Below are 14,442 nucleotides of genomic sequence, written 5' to 3' on the forward strand. Positions count from 1 at the left end.
GATACGGGAGGCTTGTCGGGTTTCAACACAGAGGGCAGTCGCCGAATGCACATTCATATCCTCGGAATCTGTGGCACCTTCATGGGCAGCCTGGCTGTTCTCGCCCGGGAGCTCGGGCACACCGTGACCGGGTCCGATCAGGGCGTATATCCACCCATGAGCACCCAGTTGGAGGCCCAGGGCATCAGCCTGATGGAAGGTTACAGCCCGGATCACCTGGAGCCGAAGCCGGATCTTGTGCTGATCGGTAACGCCATGTCCCGTGGTAACGCCGAAGTGGAAGCCGTGCTCAACCGCAACATCGACTATATGTCCGGTCCGGAATGGCTGGCCCGTGAGGTGCTGAGGCACCGGTGGGTCATGGCGGTAGCCGGTACTCATGGCAAGACCACCACGACTGCCATGCTGCTTTGGATACTGGATCAGGCCGGTTTTCAGCCCGGCTATCTGGTGGGCGGTGTGCCCCGGGACTTTCCGGTGTCGGCGCGTCTGGGTAACAGTGATTTCTTTGTCATCGAGGCGGATGAATATGACAGCGCCTTTTTCGACAAGCGCTCCAAGTTCATCCATTACCGCCCCCACACCCTGATCCTGAACAACCTGGAGTTCGATCACGCGGATATTTTCGAGAACGTCGAAGCCATTGAGCGACAGTTTCATCACCTGGTCCGAACCGTTCCCTCCCAGGGCCTGATCGTCCGGCCGGCCATCGATGCGCATCTGGATAATGCCCTCGCCATGGGCTGCTGGAGCCAGGTGCAGGACACCGCCATCGGCAGCGAAACCCCGCGCATGTCGGACTGGCGCGCCGAGCTGCTGTCCGAGGACGGCAGCCGGTTTCTGGTGATTCACCACGAACAGCCGGTGGCGACTCTGAAATGGGATCAGACCGGTCTCCACAATGTCCGCAACGCCCTGTCTGCCATCGCCGCCGCCCGCCATGTCGGTGTCACCCCCGATCATGCCGTGGCGGCCCTGTGCCGGTTCTCCGGCGTCAGGCGGCGGATGGAGCTGCTGGCGGATATCGGGGGCGTGCGCGTCTACGACGATTTTGCCCACCACCCGACGGCCATTGCCACCACCCTTGAGGGCCTGCGCAACCGGGTTGGTGAGGAACCGATTCTGGCTTTGATTGAACCGCGCTCAAATACCATGAAGCAGGGTGTCCATCAGCAGACACTGCTGCCCAGCGCCGAGGCGGCCGACCGGGTTTTGTGGGCCAACCTGAATGACATGGACTGGCTGCTGGCCCTGATTTCCAGTTGGCAGCAAGACAATGCCGGGTCTGATTTGCACCGGATTGAGGTCTCTGTGGAGAATCTGATAGCCCGGGTACTGGAAGATCTGCCCAGCCCCTGCCACATTGTGATCATGAGCAACGGAGGGTTTGGCGGTATTCACGGTAAACTCATTGCCGAACTTGAGCGTATTCGTGGCTGATCCGGCAATGCCGGCGACTCTGTTTTACTGACTGGTGGCGCTATCCATGACCAATGACCAAGCCCGGGTATCTACCGTTAATCTGGCGTTCACGGGTGCTTCGGGCGCCCAGTACGGATTGCGGCTGTTGCGGTGCCTGGTGTCGGCCGGTTGCCGGGTGAACGTGATGATCAGCCGTGCTGCCCAGGTGGTCATTGCCACGGAAACCGACCTGAAGCTGCCGGGAACGCCGCCCGCCATGCAGGATACACTGTCTGCCTACGCCAGTGCCGAGCCCGGCCAGGTCCTGGTGTTTGGCCGGGAAGACTGGTTTGCACCGCCGGCCTCCGGCTCTGGTGAAAGGGCCCCTTTGGTGATTTGCCCCTGCAGCACCGGCACGCTCTCGGCCCTGGCGACCGGGGCCAGCAACAACCTGATAGAGCGGGCCGGTGATGTTGCCCTGAAAGAGCGGCGCCCCCTCATCCTCGTGCCCCGGGAGGCGCCTTTCTCGGAGGTGCACCTGGAGAACATGCTGAAGCTGACCCGCATGGGGGCAGTGATCATGCCGGCCAGCCCCGGGTTCTATCACAAGCCGCAATCCGTCGGGGATCTGGTGGACTTTATTGTCGCCCGCATCCTTGACCATCTGAACCTTCCCCAGGACCTGATGCCCCGCTGGGGCGAAGCCCACGCCGAGGACAAGCGCAACAGCTGAGGCCAGAGGTGGTTCAGAGTTAATCCGAAGCTCCCCACGATGGTTTTGGCCAGCCCGATTGATGCTTTTCATCATTGAGCAAACGGACCTCCGGGCAGAGACTTGGTGAACGACAATCACAACACAGGTTATTCACCGAGGTTCACCATGATTCCACGCACTCTCTTCGACGCCGATCTTGAAGGCTTCCGCGATTCCGTCCGCAAGTTCCTGGAGCAGGAAGCCGTGCCTTACCATGACCAGTGGGAGAAGGACGGCCAGGTCAGCCGCGAGCTCTGGCAGAAAGCCGGCGAGCTGGGATTCCTCTGCCCGTGCCTGCCGGAAGAGTTCGGCGGCGTGGGCGCGGACTTCCGGTACAGTGCGGTGCTGATTGAAGAAGTGGCGAGAGCGGGCCTGACCGGAATTGGCTGGGGCCTGCACTCCGACATTGTCGCGCCTTACGTGCTGAACTACGGCTCCGACGAGCTGAAAAGCCATTACCTGCCCAAACTGGCCAGCGGTGAGATGATCGGTGCCATTGCCATGACCGAGCCCGGTGCCGGCTCGGATCTGCAGGGCGTGAAAACCACGGCGGTCAAAAACGGCGATCACTACCTCCTGAACGGCTCGAAAACCTTCATCACCAATGGCCAGCTGGCCGATGTGGTCATTGTTGTTGCCAAAACCGATCCCGGGGAAGGCGCCAAGGGCATCAGCCTGTTCATGGTGGAAACCGCGTGGCAAGGTTTCGAAAAGGGTCAGAACCTTAACAAGGTGGGCATGAAAGCCCAGGACACCTCCGAACTGTTCTTCCAGGATGTGAAAGTGCCTGCGAAGAACCTGATCGGCCCGGGCGAAGGTCAGGGCTTTTTCCAGCTGATGCAGGAGCTGGCGGCAGAGCGTCTGCAGGTGGCTCTCAGTGCCGTTGCGGCAGCCGAGGCGGCCTGGCAGTGGACCCTGGATTACGTCAAAGAGCGGAATGCCTTTGGCAAGCCGGTGATCTCGTTCCAGAATACCCGGTTCAAGATGGCGGAAATGAAAGCGGAAATCACCGCGGCCAGGGTGTTCACGGATCGTTGTCTGGAACTGCACCTGGAGAAGAAGCTCGACATTCCGACGGCGGCGATGCTCAAACAGCTCACCACCGACCTGCAATGCAAGGTGATGGACGAGTGTGTCCAGCTTCACGGCGGCTACGGCTATATGTGGGAGTACCCGATTGCCCGCGCCTGGGCCGATTCACGGGTGCAGCGCATCTATGCCGGCACCAACGAGATCATGAAGGAAATTGTCGCCCGCTCATTCTGAGCAGGACACGGATCTCTGGCCCCGGAGTGTTTGCGCCTCCGGGGCCAGTCGGTTACCAAACTTTACAAATTGCCAAGCCGGTCAAGGTCTCCGGCAAGCACATCCCCTAAAGTAGCGGCACAACCTCTGACAAGGATAAACGGTTGCCGCGATGAAACGCCTCATTTGCCTGTCTGTTACTGCTTTCTCCCTCGTCCTGGCCGGTTGCGGCAAGGAATCCGACGAGCTGCCCGTGGATGGTCGGGATTTCGATGGGGTGGAGTACAGCGAGCCGGTTCCCTACACGGGCAAGGTTATCGACGGCTACCTGAACAACGCCCGGGTCTGGCTGGATATGGATGGTGACAGCCAGTACACTCCGGGGCCCCTTGTTATAGAGCTGGAGAACGGTCAGGACGTTACCCTTGATTCCGGTGAGCCAACCGCCATGAGCGGCCCTGGTGGCCGGTTCACAATGGATATTTCCGGACTCGCGCTGGACCCGGCGGTAGGCCCGGATCTCGATCCGCGAAACTATCCGCTGTATGCCGTGGCCCTGCCAGACAAAACCCTTGAGGAGACCCGCAACGGAGAGGTCCCGGTGGCCAGCGCTTACATAATGTCGGCGCCTCCGGGGGTCCGGAACGTCACGCCACTGACGACCCTGGCGCACTATCGGGGTGTGGCGGGTCTGGGCTCCTTTCTTGAGAATCCGGCCGGAGCGGCGGCCAGTCTGGCGGGTCTGAACCTGGTGCGGGATTACATCCTCGTTGGGGATGACCGCTCCCACGCCTACGCCCGCGCCCTGGCAAGGTTCATGGCCAGCCAGATCCCCGCCGCCTATAACGATCTGCTGGCGATGGCGGGCAGTGATGGCACGGAGCGCTTTCTCAGCAAGGAGGCAGTGTTTCTGCTGGGTCTGTCACTGGTTCAAAATGCCGAAGCTGTCATCGCCGTGGTCGATGCGGCCGAACAAGGGGGCTACGGGAATATTGACGTCGATGCCCTTGAGCTCCCCGAGGTCAGTGTCGAGCTCAGTGATCCGGTCCTGCTCACGAGCCAGAAAATCTATGCCGAGCCCGCCAGCCAGGGTAACCTGCCGGCGAGCCGCTCCAGTCTCCTGATCTCCGCTGAGCTTACCTTTGATTACAGTGAGGGCGGGCGGCTTTTGTCGGTGTCGGCGAACGGATGCCTTGCGCCGTCCATGCGGGAACTGGCAAGGCTGGTCAGTGTAAGCGGCCGGATGGCGGATCTGGAGAGCCAGTGGTTACCGTCAGTCGCGCTCTCAGAGCAGAGCCGTATCAACTATGATGCCGAGGGTGTCGATGAGCGATTGACCTTCGACTGGGACAACCAGCGGATTTATTTTGAGGCCGGTACCACCTGCCATGACCATGAAGGCGTTTCTGCCGGCTCAACCGAGCTGGGGGGCAACCCGGAGGTTGTCTACAGCTGGACCATTGAGGGTGGGGATCTGGTGGAGCTTGTTGCCGAGTATGCCGGCGGAATGACCCGCAGGCTCGTTCCGGAAACCGCCAATGCACCACAGGTGTTCCCGGGTTACCGGATTTCGCAGAATGGTAGCGAACGGGAGGCGGTTGTTTTTGCTTCCGGCATTGACAGTTGTCGTGTTCAGGACGACGCGGCAGGAGCCAGTCAGGTTGTGACGGGTCGTCAGGCGTATGAGTTTTCTGGCTATGAGCCCCAGCCTGCCGGCTTTTCAGGTCTGATGCTTGAGTTCGATACCCGGGCGCTTTCCGGGGCTGAAAACTCAAACCTCCGGCTGTTGCGCTATGGCTTTATGGATCCGGCTCTTTCCGATCTCAGCCGGGTGACTGGAGACCGCGGTTTCGAGTGGGTAATGAACTATGCCGCGGCGGACGCTGCCGGCTTCTATCCGGAGCAGCCGGGTCTTATCCGTAATGCCTACCTCAAGCGTTATAGCGGCGGCGGTGAATGTGGCCGCGAATTCGACGGATTGCCAGTGTCGGCCTATGCGAGAGTGGAATACGGTTACCAGAGGCTGTCGGCATACCTGTTAACGCTGCTGGACTGACCGGGCCTGTCAACCGTTGCTCTCAGCCTCATGGCGTTTGACCTGGCGGGTAATAATGCCGGCCAGGTCTTGGGCACGGCTATGGCCATCAATTGTCTCTTTCCCGCCTTGCGTATGACCTGGAAAACCTCATTAGCCCGGCTCTGGCAGCCGTGATATTAGTGGTCACCAGTTGGCAGGGGCTTTCTCAGGCACCGTAATTGGTTTCATTGCATCGGCACTACTCGTGTCGTGGTTTCAGTAGCTATGCCGTCGGGTGTAAAACCAGAGAAACGCCAGGGTGGCGATGAAGTTGCTGAATTTAACAGGGAGGTAATTGATTCGCATCTCTTGAGGGAAGAGATGGTGCCGAGGAGAGGACTTGAACCTCCACGGGGTTGCCCCCACTAGCACCTGAAGCTAGCGTGTCTACCAATTTCACCACCTCGGCAGGTGATTTGCAGAATTATCGTTAGCTTATTGAAAACTAGACGTTTCTGCCAGCGTTGAGGTTTGTCTCTCAACCGATGGCGCGTACTTTAATAATTCCCGCCGGGGCTGTCAAACGTTTTTTTGCAAAAAGAATGGCAGGTATTTATGCCTATTCACGGCAGGTTGATAGGCAGGAGCTACATCCCAACGTTATACTCCGTTGCAAATGAATCCAGACTGTGCCGTTTTGGTACAGAAGTAAAGCAAGGATCCGAATGGTTTCCAGAAATAAGAAAGACCGGGATCCTCACGCCAGTCGTGAGGCCCAAAAATACGATAACCCTATTCAAAGCCGGGAATTTATCCTCTCGCATCTTAAGGATCGCGGGGCTCCCGCAACACATGAAACATTGTGTTCCGAGCTTGGACAGAACTCGCCGGAAGGTATCGAAGCCCTCCGTCGGCGCCTGATTGCCATGTGCCGGGATGGCCAGCTGATCTGTAACCGCCGTGGCGCCTACCTCCCTATCGAAGAAGCCGATCTGGTAACGGGCAGGGTCATCGGCCACAAGGATGGCTTCGGCTTTCTGGTGCCGGACGATGGTGGCTCCGATCTGTTCCTGACAGCGCGCCAGATGCGCCAGGTATTTCATGGTGACCGGGTTGCCGCCCGGGTTGACCGGGTCGATGACCGCGGTCGCCGGGAGGGTGTCATTGTTGAGGTGCTGGAGCATCGTACCGAGCAGACGGTTGGTCGATTCTTCAAGGAAAGTGGTATCGCCTTTGTTGTACCGGAAAATGCCCGGATCAACCACGAGGTATTGATACCGGAGGAGCATGCTGGCGAGGCATATCACGGCCAGTACGTGGTGGTGGAAATTCTGCGTCAGCCCACAATTCGCACCCAGCCAACCGGCAGGGTGATCGAGATTCTCGGCGAGCACATGGCGCCGGGAATGGAAATTGATGTCGCCATCCGTTCCTACGATATTCCCCACAGCTGGCCGCCTGCAGTGGGTGAGCAGGCCGCATCGATTCCCGCTGAGGTTGCCGAAAAAGACAAGGCAAACCGGGTGGACATCCGCAATATGCGGCTGGTCACCATTGACGATGAGAGTGCCCGGGACTTTGACGACGCGATCTACTGCGAACCCCGTCCCCGTGGTGGTTATCGCCTGGTGGTGGCGATTGCCGACGTGTCCCACTATGTACGGCCTGAGTCTCCGCTCGATGAAGAGGCCATTCGCCGGGGCAACTCGGTGTACTTCCCGGACCATGTGGTGCCGATGCTGCCGGAGAAACTCTCCAATGGCCTGTGCTCCCTGAATCCCGATGTTGATCGCCTGTGTATGGTGGCCGACATGACCATCAGTGCGGCCGGCAACATCAGTGGCTATACCTTTTATCAGGCGGTGATGCGCAGCCACGCCCGGCTGACCTACAACAAGGCCAGCGACATGCTGGAGCGGCCGGATACCGAGCAGGGCTTCCGGCTGGCGGCCCAGTACGCGGATCTTCTGCCGCATCTCCATAACCTGTACGACTTGTATAAGTTGCTTCGGCGGGCGCGTACTGAGCGTGGTGCTATCGATTTTGAGACCACCGAAACGAAAATTGTGTTTGATGCCGAGCGCAAGATTGAGGAAATCGTGCCGGTGCAACGCAACGATGCGCACAAGATTGTGGAAGAGTGCATGCTGTGCGCCAATGTAGCTACGGCCCGTTTCCTCAAGAAACACGAAATGCCGGCACTTTATCGGGTGCATGACGGGCCCTCTGAAGAGCGACTGAATGCCCTTCGCCTGTTTCTGGGTGAGCTGGGTTTGCAACTGGGTGGTGGAGACAAGCCAAGCTCTGCCGATTACCAGGCTCTGCTGGCCGAAGTGGCCGACCGGCCGGATGCCAATGTGATCCAGATGGTCATGTTGCGCTCGCTCAGCCAGGCGGTCTACAGCCCGGAACAAAGCGGTCACTTCGGCCTCGGGTTTGCCAGCTATACCCATTTTACCTCGCCGATCCGTCGCTATCCGGATCTGATCGTGCATCGGGCGATCAAGTCCCGTATTCACAATCCTGAAGTGAAGAAAGATATCGTAACCCCACCGGTTACGGATCCCGAGCTCGCTGAATACCCTTACGATTATGCCAGCATGGAGCGGCTCGGCGAGCACGTGTCCATGACCGAGCGTCGGGCGGACGATGCCACCCGGGATGTCATGGCCTGGCTGAAGTGCGAGTTCCTCAAGGACCATGAAGGCGAAGAGTACGATGGCATTATTGCTGCCGTGGTGCCGTTTGGCTTCTTTGTGAATCTGTCGGGCATCTACATCGAGGGGCTGGTTCACGTTTCCACCCTCAGTGGTGACTATTTCCATCACGATGCGGCCAAGCATCGCCTGATTGGCGAGCGCACCGCGGTGAGCTTCCGTCTGGGCGATGAAGTCCGCGTGCGGGTTGTCCGCGTGGGGATGGAGGATCGCAAGATTGATCTGGAACTGATCAGTACTCCGAAGCGGCGCCAGGCCGACCGGGATGCTCTGGACGTTTCCAAGCGTGAGGGCCCCGGCAAGGGCGGCAAGCGCGGTGAAAAGGGTAAGGGAGACCGGGGCGGCCGCAAGAAAGGCGGTACGTCTTCAGGTTCCCGTGGCCAGAAAAAGCCGGAGAGTGCGAGCCCCAAAAAAGGTGGCAAGCCCTCCAGTGCCAGGGAGCAGCTGGTCGCGGAAGCGGCAAAAGAGGCGACAAAGAAAAAGTCCGGCAAAGCGTCGGGTAAGTCCTCCGGCGCCAACAAGCAGCGCAAGCCCCGTAATTCAGGTAAGTAACAGGGAACAGAATCAGTGTCCGGAGAGTTTGTGTTTGGCTGGCACACGGTTGAGGCAGTTCTCAAGCGTGAGCCTGAACGATTGGAGCAGGTCTGGATTCAGACCGGCCGGCAGGACAAGCGGGTCAAGAGCATTACCGATGCGCTGGATACGCTGGGTGTGCGCTGGAAAGTGGTGCATCGAAGGGAGCTCGACGAGCGGGTTGCCGGTGTACACCAGGGCATTGTGGCAGAGGTCAGTGAAAGCCGGGAGTGGACGGAAGATGATCTTCTGGCGCAGCTGGCTGGCAGTGACAAGGCGCCATTCCTGCTGGTGCTTGACGGGGTAACCGACCCCCACAATCTTGGCGCTTGCATGCGTACGGCCGATGCCGTGGGTATTCAGGCGGTGATTGTGCCGAAAGACAAGTCTGCCTCACTGACTCCGGTGGCTCGTAAGGTTGCGTGTGGTGCCGCAGAGACGGTGCCGTTCGTGCGGGTGACTAATCTCGCCCGTTTCCTGCGGGGCCTTCAGGAGCAGGGTGTCTGGCTGATTGGCACCGCCGGTGAGGCGGATGCAACGTTGTACCAGGCAGATTTCAAGGGCCCGGTGGCGCTGGTGATGGGTGCTGAAGGCAAGGGAATGCGACGTTTAACCCGTGAGCACTGCGATCAGCTGATCAACATTCCAATGCTGGGCCATGTGGACAGCCTCAACGTGTCGGTGGCTACGGGTGTTTGCCTATACGAAGCTCTGCGCCAGCGACTTGGTTAACCCTTGCACACCGGGGCTCACCCGCCTAGAATACGTCACCCCTTTTCGAAGGGGCGGTTTTGTATTGCCTGAATGATGGCAGTGCAAGGTCTCGCTTTTGATCAAGCCTTTCTTGCAAAGCCTTATTGATAAAGCAAAAAGAAACCGGCAGCTCAGGCTGTCAACTCCTTGCTTTCATGTTTGCCGGTCGCGAATTTTTCAATCTGGCCGGTAAAAAGGAAGCTGTTTAAACCGTAGGGAGAACTCATGCGTCACTACGAAATCGTTTTTATGGTACATCCGGATCAGAGCGAGCAGGTGCCCGCGATGATCGAGCGTTATACCAGCGTCATCACTGAAGATGGCGGTACGGTACATCGCCTGGAAGATTGGGGCCGTCGTCACCTGGCTTACCCGATCAACAAGATTCACAAGGCTCACTACGTACTGATGAACGTTGAATGTTCACAGGCAGCGATGGACGAGCTGACTCACAACTTCCGTTTCAACGATGCCATCATCCGCGACATGATCCTGCGCCGCGATGGTGCTGATACGGACCTGTCCCCGATGAAAGCTTCCGAGTCCCGTGAAGACCGTCGTGGCGGCGATGATCGCCCGCGTCGTTCAGCCGAATCTGACGAGCCACGTCAGCGGGCTGAAACCCAGGACGAAGAAGAGTAATTAACCGGAGTTGAGGAGTTAAGTTATGGCTCGTTTTTTCAGGCGTCGTAAGTTCTGCCGCTTCACGGCAGAGGGTGTTAAAGAGATCGATTACAAGGATCTGGACACCCTGAAAGGCTACATCACTGAAACCGGCAAAATCGTGCCCAGCCGCATCACCGGCACCAAAGCACGTTATCAGCGTCAGCTGGCTACCGCTATCAAGCGCGCCCGCTACCTGGCACTGCTGCCGTACTCGGACAGCCACGATAACTAAGTAACAGAGACACGGGACTTGGGACCATGCGTGCACTTGCACAGTATGTAATGCGCGGTCCCCTGCAGGCGGGCGGGGTAGCAGCAGTAACCACTGCCATACCCCTGCTGTTCTGGATTGGCGCAGCCGTTGTCGGCCTGGTTATTCTCAGGCTCGGCATCAGTCAGGGGCTCAACATCGGGCTCTGGGCATTGCTACCGGCACTCGGCTGGAGCATTTTCGGGCAAGACCCGACGGCTCTGGCGGTACTGCTTCAGGTGATGCTGATGGCGGCGCTTATCCGAACCACGCAGTCCTGGGAGAAGGCCCTTCTCGGAGGGAGTTTTCTCGGAATCGTCACAGGCCTGATGTTGCCTGTGATCTATCCCGGCCTGCTGGATGATCTGGTCCAGACCGGGGTGAGCTTTTACCAACAGTACAACGCCGAAATTGCGAAGAGTCTCGGGGATGACCTTGAGAGAGTGATTCGGGACACCATGAACGCGAGCATGGCAGGCACCTACCTGGCAACAGGTGTGGGCATGACCATGCTGGCGCGCTCCTGGCAGGCGGGGCTTTATAACCCCGGCGGATTCCGCAAGGAATTCCATGGTCTGAGGCTGTCTCCGCCGATTGCGGTGTTGTGTGCGGTAACCATGGTGGTGGGTCCGTTTCTCGGTCTGAACGCCATGCTGCTGGCCTGGGCCGCGGGAACGCCGCTGTTTTTGGCGAGCCTGGCGCTGGTTCACGGTATTGTTGGTTTGAAAAAGCTGAGTGGGCAGTGGCTGGCGCTGTTTTATATAGCACTGGTTCTGTTGGGCCCAAGCCTGATGATTCTGTTAGTGGTTCTGGCTTTTGTGGATAGCTGGCTGGATATCCGGAGGCGTATAAAACCTGCCGGGCCGGCTGAATAAAGCACGAAGAGGTTAACGAGATGGAAGTTATTCTGCTCGAGAAAGTTGCAAACCTTGGCTCCCTGGGTGACAAGGTAAAGGTCAAGGCCGGTTACGGTCGTAATTTCCTGCTTCCGTATGGCAAGGCTGTACCTGCCTCGGAAGCAAACCTGAAGGCGTTCGAGGAGCGTCGTGCCGAGCTTGAGAAAGCGGCTGCCGAGAAGCTGTCTGCTGCCCAGGCCCGTGCCGAGGCTCTGGAAGGTGCTTCCTTCACCGTCAGCTCCAAAGCTGGTGAAGAAGGCAAGCTGTTCGGCTCTATCGGTGTGCGTGACATTGCTGACGCAATCACTGCCGGTGGCACCGACGTTGAGAAGAGCGAAGTTCGTCTGCCGGAAGGCCCGCTGCGTGTGACCGGCGAATACGAGATTGAGCTTCAGCTGCACTCGGACGTCGAAGTCACCATCAAGCTGGCGATTGTTGCCGAGTAAACCGTTTTTCCTGAAAGCGGAGCCGGGGTTCCCCGGCCTTGGTAATACGCTGGTGGCCGGCGCTGTCTTTTCGAAGGCATCGACCGGCCTGCCCAACAGGCCCGAACCGCATCTTGCGGCTTTCGGGCCTGCTGCTTTCTGGTATGCTGTTACGGTCTGGTAACCCTCTCCCATTGCAGCGGCAGGTCGCTTAAACTGTCGTGGTTTTGACATCCAACTGAAGATGTTTTCATGGCCAAGCCCAATCTGAAGCCCGCGAGTACCGATCTCGAAACCAGTCGCATCAAGGTCCCTCCCCACTCTGTTGAGGCAGAGCAGGCGGTATTGGGTGGCCTGATGCTGGACAACCGCCGGTTCGATGAGATTTCCGAGATCATCTCGGCTGGCGATTTCTACCGGCAGGATCACCGGCTAATCTTTGGCGCCGTGGAGCGCCTCGCCAGTGAAAGCGAGCCATTGGATGTGGTGACCCTCGCCGAGTTTCTGGAGCGGGCAGGGGATATTGAAGATGCCGGGGGGCTGTCCTATCTGGCCGAACTGGCGGAAAAGACGCCGGGAGCGGCCAACATCCAGGCCTACGCCAATATTGTTCGGGAACGCTCTGTCCTGCGGCAACTGGTGGAGGTTTCCGGCAAAATCTCCGATTCCGCGTTCAACCCTCAGGGCCGGAACAGCAACGAAATTCTGGATGAGGCCGAACGGAACGTGTTCCAGATTGCCGAAGCGCGGGTCAAGGAAGGGTCCGGGCCCCAGGCAATCAACCCGATTCTGGCCAAGACCCTGAGCCGGATCGAGGAGCTGTTTGAATCCGGTGAGCAAACCACCGGTTTGACCACCGGCTTCAAGGACCTGGATGAGCAGACCTCGGGAATGCAGCCTTCGGATCTGATTATTGTGGCCGGTCGTCCTTCGATGGGTAAGACCACCTTCGCCATGAACATTGTTGAAAATGCGCTGATCAGCACCGGCACGCCGGTTCTGGTGTTCAGTATGGAGATGCCGGCAGATGCGCTGGCCATGCGTATGCTCTCTTCACTCGGGCGTATCGACCAGACCAAGGTCAGGGGCGGCAAACTGGAAGAAGACGACTGGCCTCGCCTGACGTCCGCGGTCAGCCTGCTCAAGGACAAACCGCTTTATATTGATGATACGCCGGGCCTTAGCCCCACCGAGCTGCGCTCCCGGGCCCGACGTATCGCCCGGGAGAACGGTGGCAGGATTGGCCTGATCATGGTCGACTACCTGCAGCTGATGCGGGTGCCTGGTAACACCGAGGGCCGGACGGCGGAAATTTCAGAAATATCCCGGTCCCTGAAGGGGATTGCCAAGGAGCTGAGTTGCCCAGTGGTTGCCCTGTCCCAGCTCAACCGGAGTCTTGAGCAGCGGCCCAACAAACGCCCGGTTAACTCGGATCTGCGTGAATCCGGCGCGATTGAACAGGATGCCGACGTGATCATGTTCGTATACCGGGATGAAGTGTACAACGAGGATACGTCGGACAAGGGTATCGCCGAGATTATCATCGGCAAGCAGAGGAACGGCCCCATAGGCACCATTCGCCTGGCGTTTATCGGCAAGTACACCAAATTCGAGGACCTGGCCCACGGCGATTACAGCGACTACGGCGGAGAGTATTAATGCCGAGGAGCACGGTCGCCCGGATAGACCTTGAGGCACTTCGCCGGAATTACCAGACTGCCTGCCGGCGTGCCGGCGGTGCACAGGTGATGGCCGTGGTAAAGGCTGATGGCTATGGTCATGGCATTGGTCCGGTGGCGTCGGCCCTGAACAGCCTGGTACCGAAATTCGCGGTAGCCTGTCTGGAAGAGGCTGTGGCCATTCGTGCGAGTGGCCTGGAACAGCCGGTTGTGCTGCTTCAGGGTGTCCACGCCGGTGAGGATCTGGCCGACTGTGCGCAGCAGGATTTCGAGCCGGTACTTCACAGTGTCCAGCAACTGGCGTGGCTGGAGCTGTCGGATCAACGGCCGGCGTTCTGGCTGAAGGTTAACAGCGGTATGAACCGGCTGGGGTTTCATCCAGGCGAGCTGGGCGGGGTGATGATTCGGCTGGAAGCCATGAAGGCCAGTGAAAGGCTGCTGGGTTTTGTGACCCATTTTGCCTGCGCCGACGATGCCGAAAACACCATGACTGCCGATCAAACGTCGGTCTTTGAGCAGGCAACTGCGTCCTGGCCCGGATTAATGAAAAGCGTTGGTAACTCGGCCGCCCATTTTCTTGCCGGCCAGCCCCTGTATGACTGGAGCCGACCCGGCATCATGCTTTATGGCGGTTCTCCGGTGATTGGCAAGACCGGCCCGGAGCTCGGCCTTGAACCGGTCATGTCGCTGGAAGCGCCGTTAATCAGCACCCGTGTTGTGCGTGCCGGGGAATCCGTCGGCTATGGTGCCGGCTGGGTGGCTGACCAGGACACCCGGATGGGTATGGTGGCCGTCGGTTATGGTGATGGCTACCCAAGACACGCAGGGACGAATACGCCCGCTGCCATCAATGGTCGGCGAATCCGGCTCATTGGCCGGGTGTCCATGGACATGCTGGCTGTCGATCTGACCGGAGCACCGGAGGCCAGAGAAGGGGACAGTGTGGAGCTGTGGGGCAGAACCGTGGGTGTTGACGAGGTGGCTGCCTGCGCCGGCACCATATCCTACGAACTTCTGACCGGTATCACCGCACGGGTTGGGCGGCAATACCGGTGATTTTGCCCGG

12 protein-coding genes, 1 tRNA gene and 1 pseudogene are annotated in these 14,442 nt (G+C 58.9%); 13 read left to right on the plus strand and 1 reads right to left on the minus strand.

Going from position 1 to position 14,442, the window contains the following annotated elements; all coding sequences use genetic code 11:
* The first annotated feature begins 45 nt into the window (after positions 1-45).
* The 5 genes and pseudogenes from mpl to D0851_RS20950 all read left to right on the plus strand — a co-directional run.
* Positions 46-1,440 carry a UDP-N-acetylmuramate:L-alanyl-gamma-D-glutamyl-meso-diaminopimelate ligase gene (mpl, locus tag D0851_RS17140; protein ID WP_117619712.1) on the plus strand — a complete coding sequence of 465 codons (1,395 nt, stop codon included), beginning with the start codon at positions 46-48 and terminating at the stop codon, positions 1,438-1,440.
* Positions 1,441-1,486: 46 nt separating this feature from the next.
* Positions 1,487-2,134 (plus strand): flavin prenyltransferase UbiX, encoded by a 648-nt coding sequence (locus D0851_RS17145; protein ID WP_117619713.1) that lies wholly within the window; start codon positions 1,487-1,489, stop codon positions 2,132-2,134.
* Positions 2,135-2,281: 147 nt separating this feature from the next.
* A complete protein-coding gene (locus tag D0851_RS17150) occupies positions 2,282-3,421 on the plus strand; it encodes an acyl-CoA dehydrogenase family protein (RefSeq protein ID WP_117619714.1) in 1,140 nt (379 codons plus the stop codon).
* Positions 3,422-3,572: 151 nt separating this feature from the next.
* Entirely contained in the window at positions 3,573-5,456 is a 1,884-nt protein-coding gene (locus tag D0851_RS17155; RefSeq protein ID WP_117619715.1) for a hypothetical protein, read from the plus strand.
* Between the two features lie 3 nt (positions 5,457-5,459).
* Positions 5,460-5,685: pseudogene (locus D0851_RS20950) on the plus strand (hypothetical protein); the annotation flags it as partial.
* A 114-nt stretch (positions 5,686-5,799) separates the two neighbouring features.
* On the opposite strand, the gene D0851_RS17165 reads toward D0851_RS20950, so the two are convergent.
* Positions 5,800-5,886, minus strand: a tRNA-Leu gene (locus D0851_RS17165).
* Between the two features lie 256 nt (positions 5,887-6,142).
* Between D0851_RS17165 and rnr the strand changes: the two genes are divergently transcribed.
* The 8 genes from rnr to alr all read left to right on the plus strand — a co-directional run bounded on the left by rnr (position 6,143) and on the right by alr (position 14,432).
* Positions 6,143-8,686, plus strand: coding sequence for a ribonuclease R (rnr, locus tag D0851_RS17170; protein WP_117619716.1), 2,544 nt, complete (start codon positions 6,143-6,145; stop codon positions 8,684-8,686).
* 15 nt (positions 8,687-8,701) lie between these two features.
* Positions 8,702-9,439, plus strand: coding sequence for a 23S rRNA (guanosine(2251)-2'-O)-methyltransferase RlmB (rlmB, locus tag D0851_RS17175; RefSeq protein ID WP_117619717.1), 738 nt, complete (start codon positions 8,702-8,704; stop codon positions 9,437-9,439).
* Positions 9,440-9,685: 246 nt separating this feature from the next.
* On the plus strand, positions 9,686-10,102 hold the full coding sequence (gene rpsF / locus D0851_RS17180; RefSeq protein ID WP_117619718.1) for a 30S ribosomal protein S6: 417 nt from the start codon (positions 9,686-9,688) through the stop codon (positions 10,100-10,102).
* Positions 10,103-10,127: 25 nt separating this feature from the next.
* Positions 10,128-10,358, plus strand: coding sequence for a 30S ribosomal protein S18 (gene rpsR, locus D0851_RS17185; RefSeq protein ID WP_007154918.1), 231 nt, complete (start codon positions 10,128-10,130; stop codon positions 10,356-10,358).
* Between the two features lie 26 nt (positions 10,359-10,384).
* Positions 10,385-11,251 carry a hypothetical protein gene (locus D0851_RS17190; protein ID WP_117619719.1) on the plus strand — a complete coding sequence of 289 codons (867 nt, stop codon included), beginning with the start codon at positions 10,385-10,387 and terminating at the stop codon, positions 11,249-11,251.
* Between the two features lie 20 nt (positions 11,252-11,271).
* Positions 11,272-11,718 (plus strand): 50S ribosomal protein L9, encoded by a 447-nt coding sequence (rplI, locus tag D0851_RS17195; protein ID WP_117619720.1) that lies wholly within the window; start codon positions 11,272-11,274, stop codon positions 11,716-11,718.
* A 231-nt stretch (positions 11,719-11,949) separates the two neighbouring features.
* On the plus strand, positions 11,950-13,356 hold the full coding sequence (gene dnaB, locus D0851_RS17200) for a replicative DNA helicase (RefSeq protein WP_117619721.1): 1,407 nt from the start codon (positions 11,950-11,952) through the stop codon (positions 13,354-13,356).
* On the plus strand, positions 13,356-14,432 hold the full coding sequence (gene alr / locus D0851_RS17205; protein ID WP_117619722.1) for an alanine racemase: 1,077 nt from the start codon (positions 13,356-13,358) through the stop codon (positions 14,430-14,432). Before dnaB ends, alr begins: the two co-directional genes overlap by 1 nt.
* The last annotated feature ends 10 nt before the right edge of the window (positions 14,433-14,442 follow it).

Origin of the sequence: Marinobacter sp. Arc7-DN-1 (genome assembly GCF_003441595.1) — a bacterium.
GTDB lineage: Bacteria > Pseudomonadota > Gammaproteobacteria > Pseudomonadales > Oleiphilaceae > Marinobacter > Marinobacter metalliresistant.

Bases quoted from the DNA above. Each gene is read 5' to 3' on its own strand.
- rpsF (WP_117619718.1), top strand. From the start codon at position 9,686: ATGCGTCACTACGAAATCGTTTTTATGGTACATCCGGATCAGAGCGAG.
- D0851_RS17155 (WP_117619715.1), top strand. From the start codon at position 3,573: ATGAAACGCCTCATTTGCCTGTCTGTTACTGCTTTCTCCCTCGTCCTG.
- D0851_RS17145 (WP_117619713.1), top strand. From the start codon at position 1,487: ATGACCAATGACCAAGCCCGGGTATCTACCGTTAATCTGGCGTTCACG.
- rnr (WP_117619716.1), top strand. From the start codon at position 6,143: ATGGTTTCCAGAAATAAGAAAGACCGGGATCCTCACGCCAGTCGTGAG.
- alr (WP_117619722.1), top strand. From the start codon at position 13,356: ATGCCGAGGAGCACGGTCGCCCGGATAGACCTTGAGGCACTTCGCCGG.
- mpl (WP_117619712.1), top strand. From the start codon at position 46: ATGCACATTCATATCCTCGGAATCTGTGGCACCTTCATGGGCAGCCTG.
- rplI (WP_117619720.1), top strand. From the start codon at position 11,272: ATGGAAGTTATTCTGCTCGAGAAAGTTGCAAACCTTGGCTCCCTGGGT.
- dnaB (WP_117619721.1), top strand. From the start codon at position 11,950: ATGGCCAAGCCCAATCTGAAGCCCGCGAGTACCGATCTCGAAACCAGT.
- D0851_RS17150 (WP_117619714.1), top strand. From the start codon at position 2,282: ATGATTCCACGCACTCTCTTCGACGCCGATCTTGAAGGCTTCCGCGAT.
- rpsR (WP_007154918.1), top strand. From the start codon at position 10,128: ATGGCTCGTTTTTTCAGGCGTCGTAAGTTCTGCCGCTTCACGGCAGAG.
- D0851_RS17190 (WP_117619719.1), top strand. From the start codon at position 10,385: ATGCGTGCACTTGCACAGTATGTAATGCGCGGTCCCCTGCAGGCGGGC.